Source organism: Tateyamaria sp. (genome assembly GCF_059783535.1).
Genome location: NZ_JBYNDP010000034.1, coordinates 1 through 22,713, shown reverse-complemented (window position 1 = coordinate 22,713; position 22,713 = coordinate 1). Strand labels below are relative to the sequence as shown.

Genomic DNA, 22,713 nt, shown 5'->3' with positions numbered 1-22,713 from the left:
AGGTTAAGCGCGGATGGCAGGGTGTCACCCCCCGTGCAGCATCCGTACACCCCCTGTGCACCCCCATCGTGCGGTTCCTCTGGAGTTAACGCAACATGCGGTGGGTCAGGCGCGCGGTTTCAAAGCGCGGACGCTGGCCTGTACCTGTTTGGGAAGCGATGTGTCCGCGCCGTCGGGTGCGGCGTCGAGGGCGGCTGCCACGTCCTTGACCAGAATGCCGATGGAATTGTCGGGCGCATAGCCGTGTTTGGCAAATTCGATCGTGTCAAAGCCGGAGGCGAGCCAGTTTTGGCCCGATGATGTTTCGATCAGGTTCAGGAGGTGCTGAGTGTCGAGCCCGGCCTCGTCCGCCCAGTCCAGCACAAGGCGGGTCATTGCAGTGTGAGACGCCGCGAGCAGGTTGTTCAAAACCTTGGCCTGCATTCCGGCACCATATGCGCCCATGTGGTGGAAGTGTTGACCCATGAGGGCCAGCAGTAGCTTGGCATCGTCGATGTCGGCTTGTGTGCCGCCAAGCATGAAGCTGAGCGTGCGGTTTTCAGCGGCGATGACCGCACCGGACATCGGCGCGTCGATCAGGGTGATGTGGTCCGGCACCCTGTCGCGTAGACCAAGAACGTAGCGCGGTGACAGCGTAGAGCAAATGAAGATGCGCCGCAGCTTGGGTGCGGTGCCCATCAGGTTTTGGGTGTCAAACAGAAGAGCGTTGGTTTCCTCTTCGTCCCGGACAACGGAAAACAGGGTTTCCACTTCGGGGGCAAAGGCCATGATGTTTGTGGTGGTGTGGGGCAGGCCCTTGTCCACAACGTCAAAGCCTTTGGCCCGCGTGCCTCCGTCGCGCAGGGCGGCCAACATTGGCAGCCCCATGCGCCCGCAGCCCGCGAGCCCAATCATTTGACGATATGTTCGTCCTTGACGAACATGTTGGCCCATGCCCGGTCGATCAGCTCAGGGGTCATCTGCAACGGGATGCCTTCGAAGTTGCAGGTGGCAACCATCTGATCCACCAGGAAGTTCGGCTGGTAGTTGGCGTAGATGTTGTCGATCGTCGGATACTTGACCTTGAGCAGGTAGACGAGTGCCTCTTCGCTCAGGGTCATCCCTTTCTTCTTGGCCACCATGGCAAAGATTTTCAGGAAATTTGCCTGATTGGGGCCGTCGATCTTGATCTTGAAGAAGATCCGGCGCAGGGCCGCTTGGTCGAAGATTTCGTTGGGGTGGAAGTTGGTCGAGAAGACGACCAGCGTGTCGAATGGGACCTCGAATTTCTCACCCGACTGCAGGGCGAGGATGTCCTTGGATTCTTCGAGCGGAACGATCCAGCGGTTGACCAGCGCCTGCGGTGGTTCGGCCTGACGACCAAGGTCGTCCACGATGAAGATGCCGCCGGTGGACTTCAGCTGCAGAGGCGCCTGGTAGGTCCGTGCCGTGGGGTTGTAGACGAGGTCCAGCATGTCCAGCGACAGCTCACCCCCGGTGATCACCGTGGGACGTTCGCATTTGACGTAGCGCTTGTCATAGGGGGTCTTGCGGCGCAACGATGTGGGGTCCTGGGCGTCTTCGGGGGCTTGCACGTGGACGATCGGGTCGTAGACCGTTATGACCTGACCCGCATATTCGATGGCACGCGGGACAAAGACGTTGTCCCCCAGGGCATCGCGGATACCGTTGGAGATCGAGGATTTACCGTTGCCCGGAGGGCCATACATCAGGATCGACCGACCTGCGCTGACCGCCGGCCCAAGTTGATCCAAAAGGTCATCGGGCAGGACGAGGTGGCCCATCGCACCGGTAAGCTGTTGCCGCGTGACCATGATGTTGCGGATGGACTGACGTTTGACCTGCTCACGATAAACTTCCAGCGGGACCGGCATGGCGCCGAAATACTCGGATTGCGCCAACGCATCCAAGGCGCGTGCCTTGCCGGTTTCCGTTAGCTGATAGCCCATTTCATTGCCGTTGTTGGCGTTGAGCGTGCCGGTCGCCTCCATCAGCCGCTGATCACGGCACATGTCGATGAGTTCCTGGACAACCGGAATGGGCAAACACAGCGCCGGACTGAGGTCGGACACCATGTCGAGATTCTTGCGGAACATGGTTTTCAGCAAGATGTCCCGCATCATAACAACGGGCAATTTCATCTCTTCCAGCCGTTTGGGAGCCGGGGGCGCAATCACGTCCGAGACTTGCATGTTCATGGGGCGGGCCTGTGTTTTGCTGCGTTTTGTTGTGTGTGGTCTACCGCAGCACTTCGGCCAAAATGTGGCCTTAACAGGTCAAGAGCCGTACAGCGCGGCCAGTCCGAGGTAGATCGCAAGGGTAGGGCCCAGTGCAAAACCCATGGGGAATTTGCGCCCTTCCTGGCTCCAACTGGCCCAATTGGGGGCAAATGTGCGTAAGGGTGTGCGTTTTGCGATAGTGTGGACGGCATAGGCCGCCAGAAGGACGGTGGCAAAGAGCGCCATGAGCATACGAATATCCCCAAGCGCCACGTATGGTGCAGCTGCGGCGAGGAACTTGGCGTCACCCGCCCCCATGGCGCCAGCGGCGTTCAGGATCATGCCCACCACCAGAACGATCGCCAGATGGGCGAGCTGCCACAGGTAGGCGTCCATCGGATACAGGAATGGTCCCATGACCGCGAAGATCGCAGCCATGGCAAGCACTGTCGGATTGGTGATCCGCATTTCTGCCAAGTCGGTGTAGGCGACATACAGGCAGAGCGGCACCAGCAGCGGCAGGAACCAAAGGGCCACCGTGGCCGAAAGCGCCATCATGTCTTACCCGTTCGAGACGTTGTTCTCGAGTGCGCGCAGCGACCGTACCGCCGCCTCGAAGTGCTGCGGATGGGTTTCGATGGCGTCGCGCAACAGGCCCTTGCCCGTTTCGAGGTCGCCCTGTTTGACCGCCGCCAGACCCAACGTATGAAGCAGTTGCGCACGCTCAGTCTGATCCATGGGGATCACTGGCAGGCTGTAGTTGCCCTGGGCGCCACGGGCGAGGATCAGGTTGTTCTTGGCTGTGAACAGGCTGGAATCCTGGCGAATGGCATCGGTGAACAACCGTTCGGCATCGTCGAAATCGCCGCGCGTCAGCTTGGAGTAACCCCAGTTGTTCAACACGCCGGAGGGGCGGGTGGTCAGGCCCACGGCGGTTTCATAGAAACTGTCGGCCTTTTTCCATTCCTTGTTGCTGTCGGCGACAAGGGCCTCCAGCCGGTAGCGTTTGAAGGTTTCGACGGTCGGGGGAACCTTGTCCAACTCTTCCTCGGCGCGGGCCCAGTCGCCTGAGCGCAGGAGTGCGTCCGCGAAATCCACGCGGTCGTCATTCGTGACGCCGTCAAGTTTCACCAGTCTGGCGTAGGCGGAACTGGCTTCGGTATAGCGCTTGGCCCGCACAAGGCTGATCGCGAGACCGCGCTGCGCATCAATCCGGTCGGGATTTTCCTTGCTGGTGCGGCTGAAGTAAGCCACCGCTTCGTTCGGGTCGGCGACCGTCAGCATGACGTCGTTCAGATCGCTTTCATCGACGACATTCACGTCCTGAAAGGCCCGTTCAACGGTTTCTTCGGCGTTTTTCTGGTCGCAAGCGGCAAGGGCCATAGCGCTCGAGAGAGCGACGGCCATGAATACAGAGTGGCGCATGTTTGCGTCCTTTTTCCTGCTCGTTCGCGCCGTGCTTTTTGCTGCCCGGTCGCATCCCTTTTGCGCCTGTGACAGCGCAGCCTCAAACCCACCCGAAGGCGGTAAAATCATGATGCAGTGCGGATCAAAAAGTCGCTGCTGCCTCGACGGACCAGTTTATACTGGCTCTCATTAGGAGCTACGGTATCAGAATTTTCAGATTTTGCGAGTGCCAAGCGCAAATTATCCCGAATTAGTGTGCTTTCTCCGTCATCCAATGCGAAGGCACGGCGAAAGATCTGTACGGCTTCGGCAGTTTCGCCCTGTTCCATGAGTACAACACCAAGGTTGTTGAGGTCAGACGGGACCGGATCATATTCCGTGGTGGCGCGGCGCAAGAGCTTTTCCGCCTGGTTCAATCTGCCGAGCCCGAGATTGGCGGTGCCGAGACCGGACAGGATTTCTGCGTCAAACCCGCCCCGGTCAAGTGCTGCGCGATTGAAGGATTTGATGGCCAGTTCAAACTCGCCCGCAGCAATCAGGCGATGACCCACTTCAACCCCGTCTACCCCCTCTGCGCGGCGGTCGATGCCTGGGGCGAACGGCCCAGTCTGCGAGGCGTCGATGCCCGGCTCTCCGCAAGCGGTCAGGGCAAATGCGAGGGAAAGAGCAGAGAATGCCCGGATGCCTGTGATCATGGTGGTCGTTGCCACGTCTCATTATTGACTGCACCGCCCGTCCGGAAAGAACGCGCGGTGCAAGTGTTGTAGCACGGGTTAGACCATTGGCCTAGTTGCCGAGTGAACTCATGTTGCCAAATTGTGTGATGCCGTGTGCAGATGGACCCACGAGGATCATAAGCAAAGGCGGCACTGTCAGCATCATGGTGGCCAGCGTCATCTTGGTTGGCAGCTTGTTGGCGGCCTCTTCGGCCCGCATAACACGCTTGTCGCGCATCTCACCCGCGTAGACGCGCAGCGCTTCTGCGATGGATGTACCGAAGCTGGTCGATTGGATCAGCACGGTCACAAAGCTGGCCACGTCCTGTACGCCGCAGCGTTCGCCCATGTCATTCAACACGCTCACCTTGTCCTTACCGGCTTTCATTTCATAGCTGACAATCATGAATTCGTCAGCCAGTGCGGGGTAGGAGGCTCGCAGTTCCCCGGCAACGCGGGTGATGGCCTGGTCCAGGGATTGCCCGGCTTCGACGCAGACCAGAAGCATGTCCAAAGAGTCGGGGAAACCCTGAGTGATCTCCTCTTTCCGCATCTCGACACGACGTGTCACCCAGTATTGAGGCAGGTAGTAACCTGCGCCACCGGGGCCGATTGTGAACATGATGATCTTTTGTGTCGTCATGTTGTCGGTACCAACAATGAAGTTGGTATAGACAACACCCAAGGCGAGACCAAAGACACCGAGAAGGAACTGGGCCGCGTGGAACATGCGCACCGCATCACGGGATTGGTACCCCGCCTGGCGCAGCATCAGCTGGCGTTTGGACAGCTCTGCGACATCCTCGGGCTCAAGGAATTTCGAAAACCGTTCAAGTTGCTCGTTGCGCGAGCCTTGGCGCAAACGCTCTTTGTTTGGGCCACCGGCGGTCGCAGGCTGGCTTGATTTCTTGAGCTTCGTCAGCGGGTCCTCGGGTTGCCGCAGCATCATGATGATCACGATCGCGACCATCATCACACCGAGTACGCCTGCCAGCACGATATAGCCAAGCGGGCCGAGCATATCGGTTATGGGTTGCAATAGGGCGTCCATCGCAGGCTCCTTAAACTTTGATGTTGGTCAGGACGCGCATCACCATCAGGTTTGCGGCCAGAAAAATACCTACGGCAAAGCAGGCGGGAATGAAGTAGGCGTGGTCGCGCACATCGTCGTAATAGTGTGGGTCGCTCACGTTGATGACGATCAGCGCCACGATGGGGAAGGCGGACAGGAACTTGCCCGACCACTTTGCCTCGGCCGTGATCGCTTTGACCCGGCGGAAAAGGCGGAAGCGGGCGCGGATCACCTTGGCCAAACCAGCGAGAATTTCTGCAAGGTTACCGCCGGATTGCTGCTGGATCGTCACAGCAACCGAAAGGAAGCGCAAATCTTGCATATCAAGGCGTTCGGCCATGTCCTTGAGGCTTTCGCCCACATCGCGTCCGAACGCGGCTTCGTCCGAGATGAGTCCAAATTCCGAAGCCAGGGGGTCTTGCACCTCTTTCGACACGATCTGAATGGCTGAGCTGAACGGGTGACCGACACGCAGGCTGCGCACCATGAGTTCCACGGCGTCCGGCAGCTGTTCTTCGAGCATACTCAGCCGTTTGTTTGCCTTGGACGAAACCCAGAAATAGACTGCGGCGATGCCAATACCCACGGACATCAATATCCGGACCGGGGTTTCGGTTTCAGTGCCCACGCTAAGCCCGACAAAGGCCACGGCCGAAAGCCCGCCCATGATCATGATCAGCTGCTTAGGCGTGAATGCGATGGCGGCCTTTTGCGCTTTATCCGCCAGCAGCGAATAAAGCGGGATGGACCGCGCGCCCATGTGCTGCTGCATCTCCTTGCGGAGTTGTTCGAGCACTTCCTCGCGGCGACCACCGGCCTTGTTCAGCATTTCCAGACGGCGGTTCACACGGCTGTTGAGGCTGATCGACTTGCCAAAGGCGACAAGGTACAGGCCTTCGACCAGTACCAGAACGCCGATAAAGATCAGGCCGTAGATAATTGGTTCTGCACTCATCGTTTCAGGTCCTTACTCGGCGGCAACGGGTTCGTAGATGGAAGCGGGTAGGTCATAACCCCACAGACGGAAGCGTTCCGAATAGTGTGACCGCACGCCGGTGGCGGTGAAGTGACCGATGATCTTGTTGTCGGGGGTGAGGCCGACGCGCTGGAAGCGGAACACTTCCTGCATCGAGATCACGTCACCCTCCATCCCGGTGATTTCCGTAATCGAGGTCATGCGGCGCGAACCGTCCTGCAGACGCGACGCCTGCACGATCAGGTTCACAGCCGACGAGATCTGGGACCGCACCGCCTTGATCGGCATTTCGATCCCGGCCATCGCGATCATGTTTTCCAGACGGCTGACCCCGTCCCGTGCGGAGTTGGCGTGGATTGTGGTCATCGATCCGTCGTGGCCGGTGTTCATGGCCTGCAGCATGTCGATAACCTCCTCGCCGCGCGTCTCACCCACGATGATGCGGTCAGGGCGCATACGAAGGGCGTTTTTCAAGCAGTCGCGGGGTGAAACCTCGCCCTTGCCTTCCACGTTGGGCGGACGGCTTTCCATGCGGCCCACATGGGTCTGTTGCAGTTGGAGTTCCGCGGTATCCTCGATCGTAAGGATACGTTCGGCGTTGTCGATGAAGGACGACAGCGCGTTAAGCGTGGTCGTTTTACCGGAGCCTGTACCGCCTGACACGATGACGTTCAGGCGCGTGGCGACGGCGGCCTGAAGATAGGCGGCCATTTCCTCGGTAAAGGCGCCGAAATTCACCAGGTCGTCGATGCCCAGTTTGTCCTTTTTGAACTTACGAATGGAAACCAGGCTGCCGTCCACCGCAATGGGGGGCACCATGGCGTTGAAACGCGAACCGTCCTGCAAACGGGCGTCCACATAAGGGTTGGATTCGTCGACGCGACGGCCCACGGCGCTCACGATCTTGTCGATGATGCGCAGGAGGTGGCGTTCGTCCTTGAACGTGATGTCGGTCAGTTCCAGCTTGCCCGAGCGTTCAACAAAGATCTGTTGCGGGCCGTTGACCAGAATATCGTTGACGGTTTCGTCTTTCAAAAGTGTCTCAAGGGGACCGAGCCCCGTCACTTCGTCAAACAGTTCCTGGTTGAGGGTCTGGCGATCCTCACGGTTCAGGATGATGTTCTTTTCGGTCAACACCTCTGTTGAGATGGCGCTGATTTCCTGGCGCAAGTCTTGTTCGGTCGCGTGTTCGAGAGCCGCGAGGTTCAGGTTGTCCAGAAGCGCGCGGTGCAGTTCGAGCTTGATCTCGCCCATGCGTTCCTTGCGCTTGCGCTCCTTGTCCATGGGTGTGACGGTCGCGGGCTTGGCCGGGGCGGCCTTGCGCGCGATCTTCTTGGGGGCGTCGGCCTTGGGAAGCTCGGCAACCTTTTCTTCGGCTGCGGGGGCTTTCGGGGCGGCTTTCTTGTACTTGGAAAACATCGAGGGATCCTTGGATTGATGGATCACGCCGCCTTGGCGTGGTCCTCGCTGAGTTCGTGAATGGATGCGGCCAGCTTGGCGATTTCGCGGCGCAGCGGGTTCTTGGTGGCGGAGCTTGCCAGTGGCACGCCATGATCGGCGCCCTGGCTGATTGGCTTACCGCCGTCTGGCAATTGCACCTCGACCGAGATATCCAAGCTTTCCGACAGACGCTTGACCCGTGCCTTACCACCCAGATCGGTGAACTTTGGCGCACGGTTCAGTACGTAGCGCAGTTTTTCGATCGGCAGATCTTCGGCTTGCAGCGCGCGTTTGAAGCGCAGTGTGTTCTGGGCTGAGCGCATATCCATCTCAAGCGTCGTGAAGTAGAGATGCGACGCGGTCAGCACGCTTTCTGTCCACTGGACGAGCGTCGACGGCATGTCGATAACGACATAGTCGAAGTGCGCGCGTGCCATTTCGATCACGCGATTCACGTCTTCGGGTGTGACCAGATCCAGCGGGATCATGTCCGAAGGGGCGGTCAGCACTTGCAGTTTTTCTTCGAAGGTCAAAAGCGACTGGCCGAAGATTTCGTCATCCATGCTTTCGGTGTCGGACAGCATTTCAAACACAGCTTCACGCCGCGGCAAATCGAGATAGGTCGAGGCGGAGCCGAACTGAAAGTCAAGGTCCAACAAGCAGACCGAGGGTGTATCACCCTCACACAGCAGGGCCAATTCCCATGCCAGGTTTACGGCCAGTGTCGTGGAGCCTGTCCCGCCGGCCACACCGTGACAGACAAAGATAGCACCTTGTTTGTCCGCGCCGGATTTGAGGTTTGCGGTCTTCTCATCCGTGGCAGGTTGTGGCTGCCCACTGGATTGCAGGCGATCGATTGCTTGTTGCAATTCGCCTTCGGGAAGCGGGTAGGGGACAAACTCATCAGCCCCTTGGCGCAACAACTGGTGCAAGGATGCAGGTGTGACGTCTTCGGCGATCAGGATCACTTTGATGCCATGGGCTTTGGCTTGGGTGATGATCTCGCCCAAAAGAACAAGGTTGTCTTCGTCTTCTTCATTCAATGCCAAGGCCACAAATTCCATGGCTTCGGCATCAGGTTGATTGAAAAAGGCCAGGGCTTCGGCAAAGCCGAGATCGCCCCAGGATTCGCCCAGTGCCTGTTCCATGTCCTCGATCAACAAGTCGAAATTCTGAACATCACGGCTGACGGTACAGGCCGTGATTGGTGCAGTTTCTGGTTGCGGCATTGCGCTGCTCATTGCCCACTCGTCCTTTGCTCAATGGGCCTGACATCCGATTTTGCCGTTTTGGCAGGTGGATGTTGTGGCCCTCACCCGGTGCTTTTGCCGGGCATACGTGTCCTCAGGGGCAGTTGTCGCAACGAATTCAGGCGAGATTTGGGCCAAAAAACTCCAATTGTTGGGTATCTCAGAACGATAAAGGGCCCACAGACAGGATTGTCTGCGGGCCCTTTGGTAAAATGAAGCTGTTTTTACTGTTCGGTTCTGAAGTCAGCGCCGGTGGTGCCAGTCAGTGTGCTGGGCGATGCCGCCGACTGGACATAATCGCGATAGACAATCTGGGCATACTTGCCGTCCAGCACGGCTGGGTGCGTTTTCACGAAGCCGCTGACCTCGGTCACGGTGCGGCGATTGCGTCGTTCGCGGCCCTGCGTGACGATAAGCGGTTGCGTTTCGCCGAAAGAGGCGACCGCTTCGAGACGAGAGCGGCTGATGCCCTGGCTGGTCAGGAAGCTCACAACAGCGTTTGCACGAGCAAGGCCCAAGCGTTTGTTGTACGCCGCCGACCCCACAGCGTCGGTGTGTCCATACACACGGAACCGGATTTCAGGGAACTGGCGGATCCAGACAGCTTGTTCGCGCAGGGCGTCTCGCGCGCCTGCATCAAGCCGCGATGAATTGAACGCGAAATTGACGGTTGTGCCCACTTCGGTTGCAAAACGCTGAGCCAGGTCGAAGGTGTACTGCCGCTCACCTGTCAGGATCAGCGTGTTGTTTGCAGTTGCGTTTCCAAACTGCCCCGTATCGACGAGCGCTCCAGCTTCTCTGTAGAACTGCGTGTATACGGGGTCGTTGGATGCGGTACAGGCACCAAGGGCCAAACTGCTTGCCAATGTGACGGTGAAGATCGGTTTCATGACCCTGTCCTTAGTCCAACACGTAGCCATAAGAGCCGGAGAAGTCCTGCTTGGCAACCTCGCCTGCACCGCCCTGTTCAGGGGCTCGTGTGCCGGCGGCGGTACGACCGAAGAGGAACAAGTCCCGCTCGCTTGGGGGTTTGATCCGATCTGTGGGCAACGCCAAGGCATCGCCGCGAACCGGAGAAACAAGGTGTGCGGTGATGATAATCACCAGTTCCGACTGGCTGCGCTGGTAGGATGCAGAGCGGAACAATGCCCCCAGAACCGGCACATCGCCAAGCCAGGGCAGTTGATTGTTGTTGTCGATGAAGTTGTCCTCGAGCAAGCCCGCGATTGCAAAGCTTTCGCCATCGCGCAACTCGACCGTTGTCGCTGTCTCGCGACGGCTGAACGCATCAATCGTGAAGCCGTCGAATGTCAGCCCGTTTGTTGTATCGATGTCGGATACGGCCGCTTCGAGTTCCAGGTTGATCAGGTCCTTGTCAACAACGCGTGGAATGAAGTTGAGCTGGATGCCGAATGGTTTGAACTCAACGGTGATAACTCCATCTTCTTGCGCAATCGGGACGGGGTATTCACCACCCGCCAGGAAACGTGCTTCCTGGCCAGACAGTGCGACTAGGTTTGGCTCGGCCAGTGTGCGAACAACCCCTTTGGTTTCAAGGGCTTCCAGCAAAAGACCGACGCGCGTGCTGCCTGCGTTGAAGCCAAACAGGATGGCGCCGTTGTTTTCGTTGCTGGCTGGCACATTGCCACCCAAAGCGCCTGCGATCCCGCCCGACGTCACTGTCGTGCCACTGCCGCCGTTAACATCAATATCCCCTGAGAAGAGGGAACCGTTCAAGGACAGGGATGAGCTGAGCGACTTAGACACATTGCGGTTCATTTCGGCAAAGCGCACCTTCAACATCACCTGTTGAATGCCGCCAACACTCATCAAGTTGCTGACGCGTCCTTCGGCATAGCGTTCCGCCAGATCCAGAGCCCGTTGCAGACGTGCACTGGAAGATACGATGCCCGATAAGACAATACCGTCATTGGCGGTCCGCACTTCAATCTTCTCACCTGGCAAGATTTGGCGTAGCCGTTCTTTGAATTCGGAGATGTCTGCGGAAACACGCACGTTCACGTTCGTGATCAGTCGACCGTTTGCATCCAGCAGGGTCAGTGTGGTTAGACCCGGTGACTTGCCCAAGACATAGATCGTCTTGTCGCTAAGTGATGAGATATCTGCGATCGCCGGGTTGGCGATACTCAGTTCGGCGAACGCGGTGTCGCTTTCAACCACGACCGCGCGATTCATCGGCACGCTCAGGGTCGAATCTGTGGACTTGCGTACCACCCGCAAGTTTTCTGCTTGCGCCACTTCTGCAATGGGGCCTGCAGCAAAACACAGCCCCAGGAGGGCCGCCTTGAAGAATCCGTCAATTTTCATGTGACCTGCCTTTTTGATCACGCCTCGATGCCGGGTCTTGATGCCCGTGATGGCTGATACCATGCGGCAGTTTAGATTTTTTTGCAAGAATCAATGGGTTCAGGTGATTCTTTTATGTGGACAACTGGCAACAGAAGGTAAAGTCAAAACCGGCGCCACAAGAGGTGACGCCGGCGTAAGTGATTGAAATGGGGGCAATCAGTTGGTGCAGGGGATCGGAATTTGTACAACCTCCGCGCCGCGGCGCGTCCGGATCGAACAGGTCTTTTCTTCTTCCACTTCCACCTTCACCGCCTTGCTTTCGATGCCAAGAAGAGCGCGTTGATCCACTTCGATGGCACCTGCGACGGTGTCGTCCTCGGCTCCGACGAGGGACAGTGAAAGGCGTCCGGTGGACTGTGCCTGAGCCAGTTTGGCCACTTGTGCCGGGGCAACGGCGACTGTCACGGTCTGTGCGATGACCGTTCCATCAAGGTCTCCGGCAGCATTCTGGTCGATGGCAATCAACTTGATGGCGGGCTGGATCAGCTTGGTGACGTCGCCTCGGCTTTGGTCCAGGGTTCGGTCAACGCGACCTGTCCAATAAACATCTACCCGGTCACCCGGGCGCAGGAAGCCGGAAACACCGGTTGCAACGTCGACGCGGATGGCAAAAGCGCGCATGCCGCGCTCAAGACGAGATGTCAGGCCGGCTTCTTCACCTGGTTCGGTCACTTTGACGGCAAGCACGGCCTCGTGTTTTTCCATGGTGCGGATAACAACGCGGTTTTCGGTCACGCCCTCGGGAAAGAGAGGGTTGTCTGCGGTAAACGCACCTTCGGGCACGGATGTTTCGGGCCAATCCACGGCGCGCACGTCTTCGGCAGTCAGTTCTTCACCGTACTTTAGTTGACGCTCCGCGACATAAACCGGAATCGTCGGTACGATTTTCTCGCGTTGGGCGCGTTCGGCGGCCAAGGCCACCTGATACTTCCCGATATAGTTTTTGGCCATGTAAACAGCCCCGCCCGCGAGCGCGATGCCTGCAAGCAAGACCAATCCGAATACCAGTCGCATTTCATTACCTCATTGCTTGGGCTCCTGCTCCGGAACGGGGCGGAACCTCTTGCGACTTTGTTAACGGACGAATGTGGCGATTTCTGGGAAGGGGTGAGGAAGGCGCGAGGCATTCAGGGCGGTATTTGTCTAAAAAAGCAAAGGCCCGGCGCGCATGTGGCGGCCGGGCCTTTGAACAAAAATCTCTTTGCGCTGGATCATTCCCCAGTGAAGAAGTGGGTGTCAAAGAATGTTCCGACATTGTCGGCCAGCGTTAATGCGCCGGATTGCATGGTCGTGACGATGAGAATTGCCAAGCCGACGACTGCTGCGCACAGCACAACCCAGTCGACTGTCACTGCACCGCGTTCACTGCGTCCGAAGTTTTTCAGGAACTGGATCATCATCAACCTCTACACATGCTCGAATGACTTCAATTAAAATAGGGGCCGCGTCCGGTTGCGGTCACGGCCCCTTTGTTCAGACGATTACGTCCGGACTATTATTCGCCAGCAGGTGCGCCGATCGAACCAACAGTTTGCTCACCCAGGAACGTCTCGGTGGCGGATGTCAGGTCTTCTGCACCGGACTGGATCGAGGTGTAGGCTGCGATCGCCAGGCCGACAACGGCTGCGGTCAGAACAACCCAGTCAACAGTCACGGCACCGTTTTCGTCTTTGCGGAAGTTTTTGATAAACTTGATCATGATAGTGTCCCTCCAAAGGATCAGTAGATTTACAATAACCTCGCCGTCCTTTGTGAGCCGCTCTCTCTCATTGGCCCGTGTCCGACTTGGTATGCCGCTATATAGTCGGGGGATTGGGGCACGAATTTGACGGCAAATTGAGGATTTCACGTCTCAGCCAGAGTTTTTCGAGACATTTTTTTAAGCATATGTTTTTACTTGATTATTTTTGGGGGGTGAATGTCAATTGGTGTAATTTTCGTTAATCAGCATGGCAAATGTGGCAGCTTTGCCATTTTTTCTCGGTCCAGACTGGCCTGAAACCCGGTTTTTTGCGATAGTTTTAAAAACCCAGCCGTAGAGCGGGCGCCAAAGTGAGAGCAGTTTCATGGTTCGTATGTCTGTAGTGCTTGTGGCAGTGCTATCATTGATGTGTGGCAATGCCTTTGCGGATGATCCGCCCACCTTTAAAGACTTCTCTGCCAAGCGCGTGAAACCGCCGCAGCCGGGAACGGCGAAACGGATCACCGTGCAGATCGAACCTGAAGCCCCGACAACGGAAGCAAGTGTGCCGCAAGCGTCCGACGCTGCGGTGGCCCCCAAGGCCCCATCGACGCGCTTTGACTGGTTCTGGCAAGATATCTCGCCCGAGATGGACGAGGCGGGCCCAGGCCGGTTGGATGAGGCGCTCAGAGCGCTGGCTCGAGCGAAACAGCCAGTTCCCGTCCCGCGTTTGCAGCAAATGCAAGCCTTGGCTCAAGCGCAAGGCATCGACATCCTCAAGGCAACCATCGGTACGGATGTCTCACCCGCGCTGGTGTTGGCTGTAATGATGGTGGAATCTGCGGGCAAAGCGGATGCATTAAGCGGAGCAGGGGCGCAGGGGTTGATGCAGTTGATGCCGGACACTGCCGCGCGCTTCGGGGTGACGGACAGCTTTTCCCCCGCTGAGAACATTGCGGGTGGTGTGAAATACCTGGATTGGCTGATGGACACGTTTGAACGCGATCCGGTCCTTGTGCTTGCGGGATACAATGCGGGCGAGGGCGCCGTGCGGACCCATAAAGGTGTTCCGCCGTTTTCGGAGACACGGGACTATGTACCCAAGGTTCTGGCAACGTTTCAGGTTGCCAAGGGCCTGTGCGTGACACCGCCGGAACTTGTCACAGACGGGTGTGTTTTCGCGGCACTGAATTGAGCCACCGCATCAGAGGTAAGCCGCCGCTCCTATTATATAGTGTATATAGGGGGGCGGTCAGACGTTGAATGCGTCAGCCCAATCTGGATGCATTGCCCGCTGGGCGTTCACGAAGGGACAGAGAGGTACAATCTTCCATCCCTCTGCCCGCGCATCTTCTACGAGCCTTTTCACCAGCGCTTGCCCGGCACCGCTGCCACGCATGACATCAGGTACACCTGTATGATCTGCAATCCTCGTCTGCGGCGACAGGATCGAGTAGGTCAGTTCCGCCTCGGCGCCATCACGGGTCAGGACGTACCGGCCTTTCGACCCGTCTTCTTCCCGGCGGATGTCAAAGTCAGACAAGGGTTGCTTCGGTCGCGGCGCGCAGTTCGTCCTCGGTGACGCCGTCGGCAACCTCGACGATCTTCAGACCACCATCAACCACATCCAGTACACCAAGGTTTGTGATGATGCGATCAACCACGCCCTTACCTGTGAGCGGCAGCGTGCATTCCTTGAGGACTTTGCTGTCGCCATGCTTGTTGGTGTGATCCATCACAACCACCACACGACCGACGCCCGCAACAAGGTCCATGGCCCCACCCATGCCTTTGACCAGCTTGCCGGGGATCATCCAGTTGGCCAGGTCGCCGTTTTCGGCCACTTCCATTGCGCCCAGGATCGCCATGGCGATCTTGCCGCCACGGATCATGCCAAAGCTTTGCGCGCTGTCGAAATACGCGGTCTGGGGTAGCTCGGTGATCGTCTGCTTGCCTGCATTGATCAAATCCGCGTCCTCTTCGCCCTCAATGGGGAAGGGGCCCATGCCCAGCATGCCGTTTTCCGATTGAAGCGTGACCTCTATCCCGTCGGGGATGTAGTTCGATACCAGGGTCGGGATCCCGATCCCGAGGTTCACATACCAGCCGTCTTCAAGTTCCTGGGCGGCACGCGCCGCCATTTGGTTGCGATCCCAGGGCATCAATTGTCCTTATTATTCACTATTCGTCGGTGGGTGCCGCGCCTGCTGGCACGTCAATGGTAATAAAGCTTCCTGCGGCGCCACGGCCCAGGTGCAATGTACCTTCTAGCCCTTCAATCAGACCAGATACAATACGTCCGCCGACAGTCTTGCTGTCGGGCCACTCCATTTCCGCCGGGATGCCCACACCGTCATCGGCCACGATCAGGCGCAGCCCACCGGCGCTGAGCCGGCTCATCCGCACTTCGACCAGTCCCATGTCAATACGGTCAAAGGCATGCTGGAACGCATTTGTGAGCAGTTCGGACAGGACCAGACCGACACGTGTCGCTGTTTCGATCGGCACTTCCAATGACTCAATCTGCAGCGATACCCGAATGCCTGAGCGCCCTTCGATATGCGCAATCGCCGCTGACAGACGGGACAGGTAGCTGCCCATCTGGATGCTGTCACGATTGGACTGCTGATCGCTGAGTTTCATTTCTTCATAAAGCAGCTGCAGTGTTTCGATCCGGCGGCTCAGCGCTGCAAAGTCCTCCGGGACAGACGTCGTACCGGATTGCTGGCGGATCATACCGATGATCATTGAAAGATCAGATGCAACGCGGTTCTGAATCTCGATCAGCTGATCGTTTATCGCCTCGGCGCTGCTTGTCATCTCACTTTGACGCAGCTCTTTCTGGATGCCGACGAAGTATTGCGTCTCGCCTCGTGAATCGTGGACAGGGGCGACAATCAGGCGGTTGGTGAACGGCTCGCCATTTGCGCGATAGTTCAGAATGTCGACCGAGACGCTTTCCTCTGCCTCGACGCCCGCGCGCAATTTGTCCACGTCTGACTTCAGCGTTCCTTCACCCTGAAGGAACCGGCAATTGCGGCCAATGGATGCCGATCGCGCATACCCGGTAGAGCGGGTGAACGCCTGGTTCACGTAGACGATCGGATTGTCTTCGATGTGCGGGTTGGTCACGACCATGGCGACCTGCGCACGCGAAAACCCTTCGAAAGATTTATCGTCCTGCAGTAGTTCTTCGATGGTGTCAGGCATGGCCTGGCTCCTCACGCAGCGCGCGTTGTCCGTTGTTCGATGCGCTTTTCATGGTCACCCTGGATCAGGCGGTGGACGTAGATACCAGGTAGGTGGATTGCGTCGGGGTCAAGGCTGCCCGTCGGCACAATCTCTTCGACCTCTGCAACGCAGACCTTACCACACATTGCGGCAGGCGGGTTGAAGTTGCGAGCTGTCTTGCGGAAAACAAGATTGCCCGTTTCATCTGCTTTCCAGGCCTTGACGATGGACAGATCGGCAAAGATGCCTTCTTCCATGATATATGTTTCGCCACTGAAATCCTTGTGCTCTTTGCCCTCGGCGATCACGGTTCCGACACCGGTCTTCGTATAGAAGCCGGGAATACCACAGCCGCCAGCGCGCATGCGCTCGGCCAGTGTGCCTTGGGGGTTGAACTCAAGCTCAAGTTCACCTGACAGGTATTGGCGCATGAATTCGGCGTTCTCACCCACGTAAGATGAGATCATTTTTTTGACTTGGCGTGTCTGCAACAGGATGCCAATGCCGAAATCATCCACACCGGCATTGTTCGACGCAAAGGTCAAATCCTTGGTGCCCGCATCCTTGATCGCGTCCAACAGCAGTTCGGGGATGCCGCACAGGCCAAACCCTCCAGCCGCGATGAACATGCCGTCAAACAAAAGCCCATCCAGCGCTTCGGAAGCTGAGCCGTAAATCTTCTTCATGTTTTTCCCCAAGAGGCCCCGTGGCAGGGCAGTCGCACTGGGTTCAGTATGTGAATGTATGCACTGTCAAAGTCAACGAAGAGGGCAACGTGCGCGTTATATTACATTATGTCGGCACATCGCCGGGGCGGTGATGTGGAATAATTCACAATTGCGCCGGAGTAGCTTGGAATTGCACACTCTTTTTTGGGTTTGATCAAGCGCGTCCGGAGGGAGCCGGGCGCGCTGTTTTCTTGTCGCTGGTTAAGAGTTTTCAAATGCCCAGTTTGCCTGGGCCGCACCATCTACATCACCACGGACAGGAATTTCTGGTGGGAAGGTGTAAGTCATCGCTGCGGAAGACGTGACGGCCCCAAACACCAGGGCAAGTGCGACACCAGTTGCAATGATCGAGCGTTTCATGGTCAGTTCCTTTACTGCGATTCTCGCAGTTGTTACTGCGATTGTCGTACTAGTTAAGAAGCCCTCTTGCAGGTTCAAGGGGTCTGAGCAATTTTTGTGTATGACCAAGGAACATGACCTTCTGCGCCACGTGAAAACGGTGATGCGCGTTATGCTGATCAGCGAGCGGACAGGGCCCGAACATCAGCACATCATCAAGTTCAATCCGTTGGATTTTCACACGCTGGGCATGGTGCGCGCTGATCCGGGGGTGCGTGCATCCGTTGTTGCCGGATCACTTGGCATCGCCGCGACCACGGCCAGCAGCGTGATTGGGCGCTTGATCAACCGCGGCTGGATTGAGCGCAGGCAATGCACCGGCGACAGGCGCGCCTACCAGCTCACCCTCACACCCGAGGGGCAGGTGATCGCTGACGCCATCCACGATCAGGACCTGAAAGACATGGGAATCTTCTTGTCTGCACTTACCGTGACAGAGCAGGACGAATTGATCAGATTGCTCGGCAAGGTCGCTGACCGTGTCGAAGCATTGGAAATCGACGTCTGAGATCAGGCGCTTTTCTTGGCGGCTTTCTTTTTCGGCGCAGCCTTTTTGCGTGTGGCCTTCTTCTTGGGCGCCTTTTCCGCGATCAACTGCACGGCCATGTCCATGGTCACGGATTCCGGCTCTGTCCCCTTGGGGATTGTGGCGTTGACTTTGCCCCATTTGACGTAGGGCCCGTACTTGCCCTTCATCACGTTGACCGGTCCGCCTTCATCCGGGTGTTCACCCAACTCATGCAGCGGCTTGGCAGCCGCACCGCGTCCGCCACGGCTTGCAACCTTTTCTGCCAGCAACTGGACAGCACGGTTCATACCAACGGACCAAACTTCATCAATGCTTTCGAGATTGGCATTAGTGCCGCCGCGATCAGACGTGCTTTCCGCGTGTTTCAGATACGGGCCGTAGCGGCCGATATTGGCCCAGACCATAACTCCGTCTTCTGGGTGCGGACCCAGTTCGCGGGGCAGGGACAGCAGCATGACGGCGCGATCCAGCTCCAGTTCCTCGGGCGTCCAATCCTTGGGGATCGACTGGCGCGGTGGCTTCTTGTTCTCTTCGGTGACCGCGCCACGCTGGACGTAAGGCCCGAAGCGCCCCTTGAACACACGAATTTCGTCGCCCTGATCTTCGCCGAGCAACTTCCCCTCGGGAGGGATCGCGCTCGCTTCTGCCTCGAGGTCAGGCGGACCGAAGGGGCGAGTATAGCGGCATTCGGGGTAGTTGGAGCAGCCTATGAAGGCGCCACCCGACCGGGCCGTACGCATGGATAGACGCCCAAGTCCGCAATTTGGACACAGGCGGGGGTCGCCGCCATCTTCGAGCGGCGGGAAGAGGTGAGGTTCCAGCACCTCGTTGATTTTTTCCAGCACGTCGGTGATCCGCAGTTCCGACGTCTCGGCAATCGCGGCAGAGAAATCCTGCCAGAAGCGGCCCAGGACATCCTTGTAGTTGCGATCCCCGGCGCTGACGTCGTCCAGCTCTTCCTCAAGCCCGGCCGTGAAGTTGTAGCCGACATATTTGCGGAAGTAGTTTTCGAGGAAGGCAATCACCAACCGCCCCTTGTCTTCAGGGATCAGGCGGTTGCGGTCCTTTCGGACATAGCCGCGGTCCTGAATCGTCGTGACGATGCTGGCATATGTGGATGGGCGCCCGATCCCCAACTCTTCCATACGCTTGACCAGCGTTGCCTCGGTATAGCGGGGCGGGGGCTGGGTGAAGTGCTGCTCGGGCGTGACCGAACGCTTGTCGGCAGCTTCACCTTCGCTCAGCTGTGGCAGGCGCTTGTCGTCCTCGTCAACCACCACGTCATCGCGGCCTTCCTCGTAAACCCGCAGGAACCCGTCAAACAGCACAACCTGCCCTGTGGCGCGCAAACCGACTTGGCCATCGTCGCTCCCGATCTCGACCGTTGTACGTTCAAGCCGCGCGCCTTGCATCTGGCAGGCGAGGGTGCGTTTCCAGATCAGGTCGTAAAGCTTGCGCTGATCGTCATCCGTGATCTTCAGGCTCGCGGCATCGCGTGCCATATCCGTGGGCCGGATACACTCATGGGCTTCCTGCGCGTTCTTGGCCTTGTTCTTGTACATACGCGGTTGGGACGGCACGTATTCGGCGCCATAACGATCCTTGATTGCATCCCGGGCGTTCTGAACGGCCTCAGGCGCCATATCGATGCCATCCGTCCGCATGTAAGTAATGTAGCCCGCCTCATAGAGCCTTTGGGCTGACGACATGCACTGACGTGCACCCATGCCGAATTTGCGGCTGGCCTCTTGCTGGAGTGTCGAGGTCATGAACGGAGCTGAGGGGTTGCGGGAGGCGGGTTTCGCCTCGACCGACTGGATTTTCAGGTCACGGCTGGTGATGGCCTGTTGGGCCATTTCTGCTTGGGTCTGATTCTCCAGATCGTATTTCTCAAGCTTCTTGCCCGCCAGGTTGACGAGGCGCGCCTCGTATTCCTGTCCCCGCGGGGACGCGAGCACGGCTTTGACGGACCAGTACTCTCGGGCGCGGAAGGCTTCGATTTCCATCTCGCGCTCAGTGATCAGGCGGAGGCAGACGGACTGGACGCGCCCTGCGGACTTGGCGCCAGGCAGTTTGCGCCAGAGGACCGGTGACAGGTTAAAGCCCACCAAATAGTCCAGAGCGCGGCGTGCCAGATAGGCTTCGACCAGTGGCATATCCACCTGCCGCGCGTTCTGCATGGCTTCGGTGACTGCGGCCTTGGTAATGGCGTTGAACGTAACGCGTTTGACGTCTGTGTCCTTCTTGATGGACTTCCGCTTGGTCAACGCCTCTTGCAGGTGCCAACTGATTGCTTCGCCCTCGCGATCGGGGTCGGTGGCGAGGATCAGGGCGTTGTCATCTTTCAGGGCGTCGGCGATGGCTTTGACGTGTTTTTTGCTGTCGCTGGCAACTTCCCACAACATGTCGAATTCGTTGTCGGGGTCCACGGATCCGTCCTTGGGCGGCAGGTCGCGCACATGTCCGTAGCTGGCCAGAACGGTATAGTCGTCGCCTAGATACTTATTGATCGTCTTGGCTTTGGCAGGGGATTCAACAACGACGACAGGCATGTAACGGGGTGACCTCAAACGGGATAATTCTGCTGCTCTATGGCGGCGCAACATGTGGGGTGCAAGGCCCGAATGTCAACATGGCCCAATGGGGTGCGATCAACTGGCGCGGGTCAGAAGACCGCCTGGTGCGCGATCAATGGCGCCATCAAGCTCAAGTTCTACAAGCACTGGCGCGACGGCTGCTGTAGGTGCACCGAGGTCGCGGATCAACTGGTCTTCGGCCAAGGGTGAGGGGCCAAGACGTGACAGTATCTGTTGGTGCAATGCTGCCGTTTCTTGAAGTGTGCGGCGGTCTTTGGGAACACTTGTCGGTGCTTGCAATGGCAGTTCTGGTGCAGCAACGGGGGCGATCGGCGCCAACGCCTCAAGCACATCGGATGCGTCACGCACCAATGTCGCCCCGTCGCGGATTAGCATGTTGCACCCTGACGCACGCGCATCCATCGGGTGGCCCGGCACCGCGAGCACATCACGGCCCAGATCAAGCGCATCCCGCGCTGTAATCAGGCTGCCGGACTTGGCAGCCGCCTCAACGACAATGGTGGCTTGGGCCAGACCAGAGATGATGCGGTTTCGAGCGGGAAAGTGCCGCGCCATCGGCTGGAGGCCAATGGGCTGCTCGCTGATGCGTGCGCCCTTGGCTGCAATATCTTCCGCCAGAGCCGTGTTTTCCGCAGGGTAAATCGTATCAACACCACCGGCCTGCACGGCAATCGTGCCGGTTGTCAGCGCCGCGAGATGCGCAGAGGCGTCGATGCCGCGCGCCAGCCCGGACACCACGACGTAGCCCTCCGCGCCCAAGTCGCGGGCCAATGATCGGGCCATGCGTGTGCCCAGAGAGGACGCGTTGCGTGCGCCCACAAGCGCAATAATCGGCTTCTTTAGCAGCGATGTTTCGCCCAGTACCCACAGGAATGGCGGTGCATCGCTCAGCTCCATCAACGGAGCAGGATAGTTGGAACTGCCAAACGCCACGAGCCGTGCGCCAACGGCGCGCGCGGCCTTCAGTTCGGCGTGTACGACACCTTCGGGACAAACCTGGTAACTCTCGACGCCGGCGGCGCGCGCTACCTCTGGTAGCGCGGCCAGCGCGTTTTGCGCAGTGCCGTGTTCAATCAGCAGGCGTTTATACGTTGAAATGCCGACCCGGCGTGAGCGCAACAGACGGAGACGGGCAAACTGGTCATCTTCCGAGGTGGGTGGGAGTGGGGGGTGAGTGGAAGAAGGATGGGTATCCTTTTCAGTCATCCGAGGCTCCGTCCGTTGCTGAGAATGTTGTAGAATCAGCAAGGTTAACAACGCATGAAGACTTGCCGCTTCATATCAATGCGCCCAGCTAGCCGTTGATTTTGTTGTGAAATATCCGAGCGCAAACAGTTTGTGTTGTCGTGCCGAAAACACACGCAACAACCGGGCACCGTTCAAAAGCGCCAAAACTTCATTCATTTTACACAATTGGAATCAGTGTCTGTTCACGCAGCAGATCCGCCAACGGTCAGCCCACCGATCATCAAAGTCGGCTGGCCAACGCCGACAGGCACCCACTGACCCGCCTTGCCGCAATTGCCCATACCAGGATCCAGCGCCATGTCGTTTCCGATCGCCCGGATATGTTTCAGTGCAGTGGCACCGTCGCCAATAAGAGTTGCACCTTTAACCGGAGCGCCGACCTTACCGTTTTCCACGCGATAGGCTTCGGTACACGAAAAGACGAATTTGCCGTTGGTGATATCAACCTGTCCGCCGCCGAAACCAACTGCGTAGATCCCATCCTTAAGATCAGCCACGATGTCTTCTGCCCTGCTGTCGCCGCCCAGCATATAGGTGTTGGTCATACGCGGCATTGGAGCGTGCGCGTAGCTTTGCCGCCGACCGTTGCCGGTGGCTTTCACGCCCATCAGTCGGGCGTTTTGGCGATCCTGCATGTAACCAACAAGGATGCCATCTTCGATCAACGTGTTCTTGCCTGATGGCGTACCTTCGTCATCCACGGTGATCGACCCGCGCCGGTCTGGAATTGTACCATCGTCCAGAACTGTAACGCCCGGTGCGGCAATCCTTTCGCCCATAAGCCCAGCGAAGGCTGAACTTCCTTTGCGATTGAAGTCTCCTTCGAGCCCGTGACCAATCGCTTCGTGCA

At 58.0% G+C, this 22,713-nt stretch carries 26 protein-coding genes; 3 read left to right on the top strand and 23 right to left on the bottom strand.

Annotated elements, in window-relative coordinates; translation table 11 throughout:
- Positions 1–105 precede the first annotated feature (105 nt).
- From AC6RA8_RS09045 to AC6RA8_RS08995, 11 genes are all read right to left on the bottom strand, one after another.
- Positions 106–894, bottom strand: coding sequence for an NAD(P)-dependent oxidoreductase (locus AC6RA8_RS09045; protein WP_500352177.1), 789 nt, complete (start codon positions 892–894; stop codon positions 106–108).
- The gene (locus AC6RA8_RS09040) at positions 891–2,198 is read right to left on the bottom strand and encodes a DUF8689 domain-containing protein (protein ID WP_500352176.1); all 1,308 of its coding nucleotides are present in this window, start codon (positions 2,196–2,198) and stop codon (positions 891–893) included. Before AC6RA8_RS09040 ends, AC6RA8_RS09045 begins: the two co-directional genes overlap by 4 nt.
- Before the next feature lie 78 nt (positions 2,199–2,276).
- Entirely contained in the window at positions 2,277–2,774 is a 498-nt protein-coding gene (locus tag AC6RA8_RS09035; RefSeq protein WP_500352192.1) for a prepilin peptidase, read from the bottom strand.
- 6 nt (positions 2,775–2,780) lie between these two features.
- The gene (locus AC6RA8_RS09030; RefSeq protein ID WP_500352174.1) at positions 2,781–3,644 is read right to left on the bottom strand and encodes a tetratricopeptide repeat protein; all 864 of its coding nucleotides are present in this window, start codon (positions 3,642–3,644) and stop codon (positions 2,781–2,783) included.
- 107 nt (positions 3,645–3,751) lie between these two features.
- A complete protein-coding gene (locus AC6RA8_RS09025; RefSeq protein ID WP_500352172.1) occupies positions 3,752–4,321 on the bottom strand; it encodes a tetratricopeptide repeat protein in 570 nt (189 codons plus the stop codon).
- Between the two features lie 91 nt (positions 4,322–4,412).
- Positions 4,413–5,393 (bottom strand): type II secretion system F family protein, encoded by a 981-nt coding sequence (locus tag AC6RA8_RS09020; protein WP_500352170.1) that lies wholly within the window; start codon positions 5,391–5,393, stop codon positions 4,413–4,415.
- Between the two features lie 10 nt (positions 5,394–5,403).
- A complete protein-coding gene (locus AC6RA8_RS09015; RefSeq protein WP_500352169.1) occupies positions 5,404–6,369 on the bottom strand; it encodes a type II secretion system F family protein in 966 nt (321 codons plus the stop codon).
- Between the two features lie 12 nt (positions 6,370–6,381).
- Complete coding sequence (locus AC6RA8_RS09010; protein WP_500352167.1) at positions 6,382–7,809, bottom strand: TadA family conjugal transfer-associated ATPase; 1,428 nt, start codon at positions 7,807–7,809, stop codon at positions 6,382–6,384.
- A gap of 23 nt (positions 7,810–7,832) precedes the next feature.
- A complete protein-coding gene (locus tag AC6RA8_RS09005) occupies positions 7,833–9,071 on the bottom strand; it encodes a CpaE/TadZ family protein (RefSeq protein ID WP_500352166.1) in 1,239 nt (412 codons plus the stop codon).
- Positions 9,072–9,304: 233 nt separating this feature from the next.
- Positions 9,305–9,970, bottom strand: a complete 666-nt coding sequence (locus tag AC6RA8_RS09000) for an OmpA family protein (protein ID WP_500352164.1) — start codon at positions 9,968–9,970, stop codon at positions 9,305–9,307.
- Positions 9,971–9,980: 10 nt separating this feature from the next.
- The gene (locus AC6RA8_RS08995; RefSeq protein WP_500352162.1) at positions 9,981–11,408 is read right to left on the bottom strand and encodes a type II and III secretion system protein family protein; all 1,428 of its coding nucleotides are present in this window, start codon (positions 11,406–11,408) and stop codon (positions 9,981–9,983) included.
- 49 nt (positions 11,409–11,457) lie between these two features.
- Here AC6RA8_RS08995 and AC6RA8_RS08990 point away from each other — a divergent pair, with 49 nt between their 5' ends.
- Positions 11,458–11,595 carry a hypothetical protein gene (locus AC6RA8_RS08990; RefSeq protein WP_500352161.1) on the top strand — a complete coding sequence of 46 codons (138 nt, stop codon included), beginning with the start codon at positions 11,458–11,460 and terminating at the stop codon, positions 11,593–11,595.
- An 11-nt stretch (positions 11,596–11,606) separates the two neighbouring features.
- On the opposite strand, the gene cpaB is transcribed toward AC6RA8_RS08990, so the two are convergent.
- The 4 genes from cpaB to AC6RA8_RS08970 form a co-directional block, all read right to left on the bottom strand.
- A complete protein-coding gene (cpaB, locus tag AC6RA8_RS08985) occupies positions 11,607–12,464 on the bottom strand; it encodes a Flp pilus assembly protein CpaB (RefSeq protein WP_500352160.1) in 858 nt (285 codons plus the stop codon).
- Positions 12,465–12,661: 197 nt separating this feature from the next.
- A complete protein-coding gene (locus tag AC6RA8_RS08980) occupies positions 12,662–12,850 on the bottom strand; it encodes a hypothetical protein (protein WP_500352158.1) in 189 nt (62 codons plus the stop codon).
- A 95-nt stretch (positions 12,851–12,945) separates the two neighbouring features.
- Positions 12,946–13,149, bottom strand: coding sequence for a Flp family type IVb pilin (locus AC6RA8_RS08975; protein WP_500352157.1), 204 nt, complete (start codon positions 13,147–13,149; stop codon positions 12,946–12,948).
- Between the two features lie 222 nt (positions 13,150–13,371).
- Positions 13,372–13,518, bottom strand: coding sequence for a hypothetical protein (locus AC6RA8_RS08970; protein ID WP_500352155.1), 147 nt, complete (start codon positions 13,516–13,518; stop codon positions 13,372–13,374).
- 7 nt (positions 13,519–13,525) lie between these two features.
- Here AC6RA8_RS08970 and AC6RA8_RS08965 point away from each other — a divergent pair, with 7 nt between their 5' ends.
- A complete protein-coding gene (locus AC6RA8_RS08965; protein WP_500352190.1) occupies positions 13,526–14,326 on the top strand; it encodes a lytic transglycosylase domain-containing protein in 801 nt (266 codons plus the stop codon).
- Between the two features lie 57 nt (positions 14,327–14,383).
- Here AC6RA8_RS08965 and AC6RA8_RS08960 read toward each other — a convergent pair whose 3' ends face one another.
- The 5 genes from AC6RA8_RS08960 to AC6RA8_RS08940 all read right to left on the bottom strand — a co-directional run bounded on the left by AC6RA8_RS08960 (position 14,384) and on the right by AC6RA8_RS08940 (position 17,450).
- On the bottom strand, positions 14,384–14,674 hold the full coding sequence (locus AC6RA8_RS08960) for a GNAT family N-acetyltransferase (protein ID WP_500352153.1): 291 nt from the start codon (positions 14,672–14,674) through the stop codon (positions 14,384–14,386).
- Positions 14,667–15,293, bottom strand: a complete 627-nt coding sequence (locus tag AC6RA8_RS08955; RefSeq protein WP_500352151.1) for a 3-oxoacid CoA-transferase subunit B — start codon at positions 15,291–15,293, stop codon at positions 14,667–14,669. The genes AC6RA8_RS08960 and AC6RA8_RS08955 overlap by 8 nt, the downstream gene beginning before the upstream one ends.
- Before the next feature lie 19 nt (positions 15,294–15,312).
- Positions 15,313–16,341: a PAS domain-containing protein gene (locus AC6RA8_RS08950; protein ID WP_500352149.1), complete on the bottom strand. Its 1,029-nt coding sequence runs from the start codon at positions 16,339–16,341 to the stop codon at positions 15,313–15,315.
- An 11-nt stretch (positions 16,342–16,352) separates the two neighbouring features.
- Positions 16,353–17,048: a CoA transferase subunit A gene (locus tag AC6RA8_RS08945; RefSeq protein WP_500352147.1), complete on the bottom strand. Its 696-nt coding sequence runs from the start codon at positions 17,046–17,048 to the stop codon at positions 16,353–16,355.
- Positions 17,049–17,291: 243 nt separating this feature from the next.
- A complete protein-coding gene (locus AC6RA8_RS08940; RefSeq protein ID WP_500352145.1) occupies positions 17,292–17,450 on the bottom strand; it encodes a hypothetical protein in 159 nt (52 codons plus the stop codon).
- Between the two features lie 100 nt (positions 17,451–17,550).
- On the opposite strand from AC6RA8_RS08940, the gene AC6RA8_RS08935 reads away from it, so the two are divergent.
- Complete coding sequence (locus tag AC6RA8_RS08935; protein ID WP_500352143.1) at positions 17,551–17,997, top strand: MarR family winged helix-turn-helix transcriptional regulator; 447 nt, start codon at positions 17,551–17,553, stop codon at positions 17,995–17,997.
- Positions 17,998–17,999: 2 nt separating this feature from the next.
- Here AC6RA8_RS08935 and topA read toward each other — a convergent pair whose 3' ends face one another.
- From topA to AC6RA8_RS08920, 3 genes are all read right to left on the bottom strand, one after another.
- Positions 18,000–20,570, bottom strand: a complete 2,571-nt coding sequence (gene topA, locus AC6RA8_RS08930) for a type I DNA topoisomerase (protein WP_500352141.1) — start codon at positions 20,568–20,570, stop codon at positions 18,000–18,002.
- A gap of 99 nt (positions 20,571–20,669) precedes the next feature.
- Positions 20,670–21,821: a DNA-processing protein DprA gene (dprA, locus tag AC6RA8_RS08925; RefSeq protein ID WP_500352139.1), complete on the bottom strand. Its 1,152-nt coding sequence runs from the start codon at positions 21,819–21,821 to the stop codon at positions 20,670–20,672.
- Between the two features lie 224 nt (positions 21,822–22,045).
- Positions 22,046–22,713, bottom strand: a 668-nt coding sequence (locus tag AC6RA8_RS08920) for a metallopeptidase TldD-related protein (RefSeq protein ID WP_500352137.1), incomplete at its 5' end; no start/stop codon positions are given.

Coding starts and splice junctions, on each gene's coding strand:
- AC6RA8_RS09045 (WP_500352177.1), bottom strand. CDS start 894: ATGATTGGGCTCGCGGGCTGCGGGCGCATGGGGCTGCCAATGTTGGCC.
- AC6RA8_RS09040 (WP_500352176.1), bottom strand. CDS start 2,198: ATGAACATGCAAGTCTCGGACGTGATTGCGCCCCCGGCTCCCAAACGG.
- AC6RA8_RS09035 (WP_500352192.1), bottom strand. CDS start 2,774: ATGGCGCTTTCGGCCACGGTGGCCCTTTGGTTCCTGCCGCTGCTGGTG.
- AC6RA8_RS09030 (WP_500352174.1), bottom strand. CDS start 3,644: ATGCGCCACTCTGTATTCATGGCCGTCGCTCTCTCGAGCGCTATGGCC.
- AC6RA8_RS09025 (WP_500352172.1), bottom strand. CDS start 4,321: ATGATCACAGGCATCCGGGCATTCTCTGCTCTTTCCCTCGCATTTGCC.
- AC6RA8_RS09020 (WP_500352170.1), bottom strand. CDS start 5,393: ATGGACGCCCTATTGCAACCCATAACCGATATGCTCGGCCCGCTTGGC.
- AC6RA8_RS09015 (WP_500352169.1), bottom strand. CDS start 6,369: ATGAGTGCAGAACCAATTATCTACGGCCTGATCTTTATCGGCGTTCTG.
- AC6RA8_RS09010 (WP_500352167.1), bottom strand. CDS start 7,809: ATGTTTTCCAAGTACAAGAAAGCCGCCCCGAAAGCCCCCGCAGCCGAA.
- AC6RA8_RS09005 (WP_500352166.1), bottom strand. CDS start 9,071: ATGAGCAGCGCAATGCCGCAACCAGAAACTGCACCAATCACGGCCTGT.
- AC6RA8_RS09000 (WP_500352164.1), bottom strand. CDS start 9,970: ATGAAACCGATCTTCACCGTCACATTGGCAAGCAGTTTGGCCCTTGGT.
- AC6RA8_RS08995 (WP_500352162.1), bottom strand. CDS start 11,408: ATGAAAATTGACGGATTCTTCAAGGCGGCCCTCCTGGGGCTGTGTTTT.
- AC6RA8_RS08990 (WP_500352161.1), top strand. CDS start 11,458: ATGGCTGATACCATGCGGCAGTTTAGATTTTTTTGCAAGAATCAATGG.
- cpaB (WP_500352160.1), bottom strand. CDS start 12,464: ATGCGACTGGTATTCGGATTGGTCTTGCTTGCAGGCATCGCGCTCGCG.
- AC6RA8_RS08980 (WP_500352158.1), bottom strand. CDS start 12,850: ATGATGATCCAGTTCCTGAAAAACTTCGGACGCAGTGAACGCGGTGCA.
- AC6RA8_RS08975 (WP_500352157.1), bottom strand. CDS start 13,149: ATGATCAAGTTTATCAAAAACTTCCGCAAAGACGAAAACGGTGCCGTG.
- AC6RA8_RS08970 (WP_500352155.1), bottom strand. CDS start 13,518: ATGAAACTGCTCTCACTTTGGCGCCCGCTCTACGGCTGGGTTTTTAAA.
- AC6RA8_RS08965 (WP_500352190.1), top strand. CDS start 13,526: ATGTCTGTAGTGCTTGTGGCAGTGCTATCATTGATGTGTGGCAATGCC.
- AC6RA8_RS08955 (WP_500352151.1), bottom strand. CDS start 15,293: ATGCCCTGGGATCGCAACCAAATGGCGGCGCGTGCCGCCCAGGAACTT.
- AC6RA8_RS08950 (WP_500352149.1), bottom strand. CDS start 16,341: ATGCCTGACACCATCGAAGAACTACTGCAGGACGATAAATCTTTCGAA.
- AC6RA8_RS08945 (WP_500352147.1), bottom strand. CDS start 17,048: ATGAAGAAGATTTACGGCTCAGCTTCCGAAGCGCTGGATGGGCTTTTG.
- AC6RA8_RS08940 (WP_500352145.1), bottom strand. CDS start 17,450: ATGAAACGCTCGATCATTGCAACTGGTGTCGCACTTGCCCTGGTGTTT.
- AC6RA8_RS08935 (WP_500352143.1), top strand. CDS start 17,551: ATGACCAAGGAACATGACCTTCTGCGCCACGTGAAAACGGTGATGCGC.
- topA (WP_500352141.1), bottom strand. CDS start 20,570: ATGCCTGTCGTCGTTGTTGAATCCCCTGCCAAAGCCAAGACGATCAAT.
- dprA (WP_500352139.1), bottom strand. CDS start 21,821: ATGACTGAAAAGGATACCCATCCTTCTTCCACTCACCCCCCACTCCCA.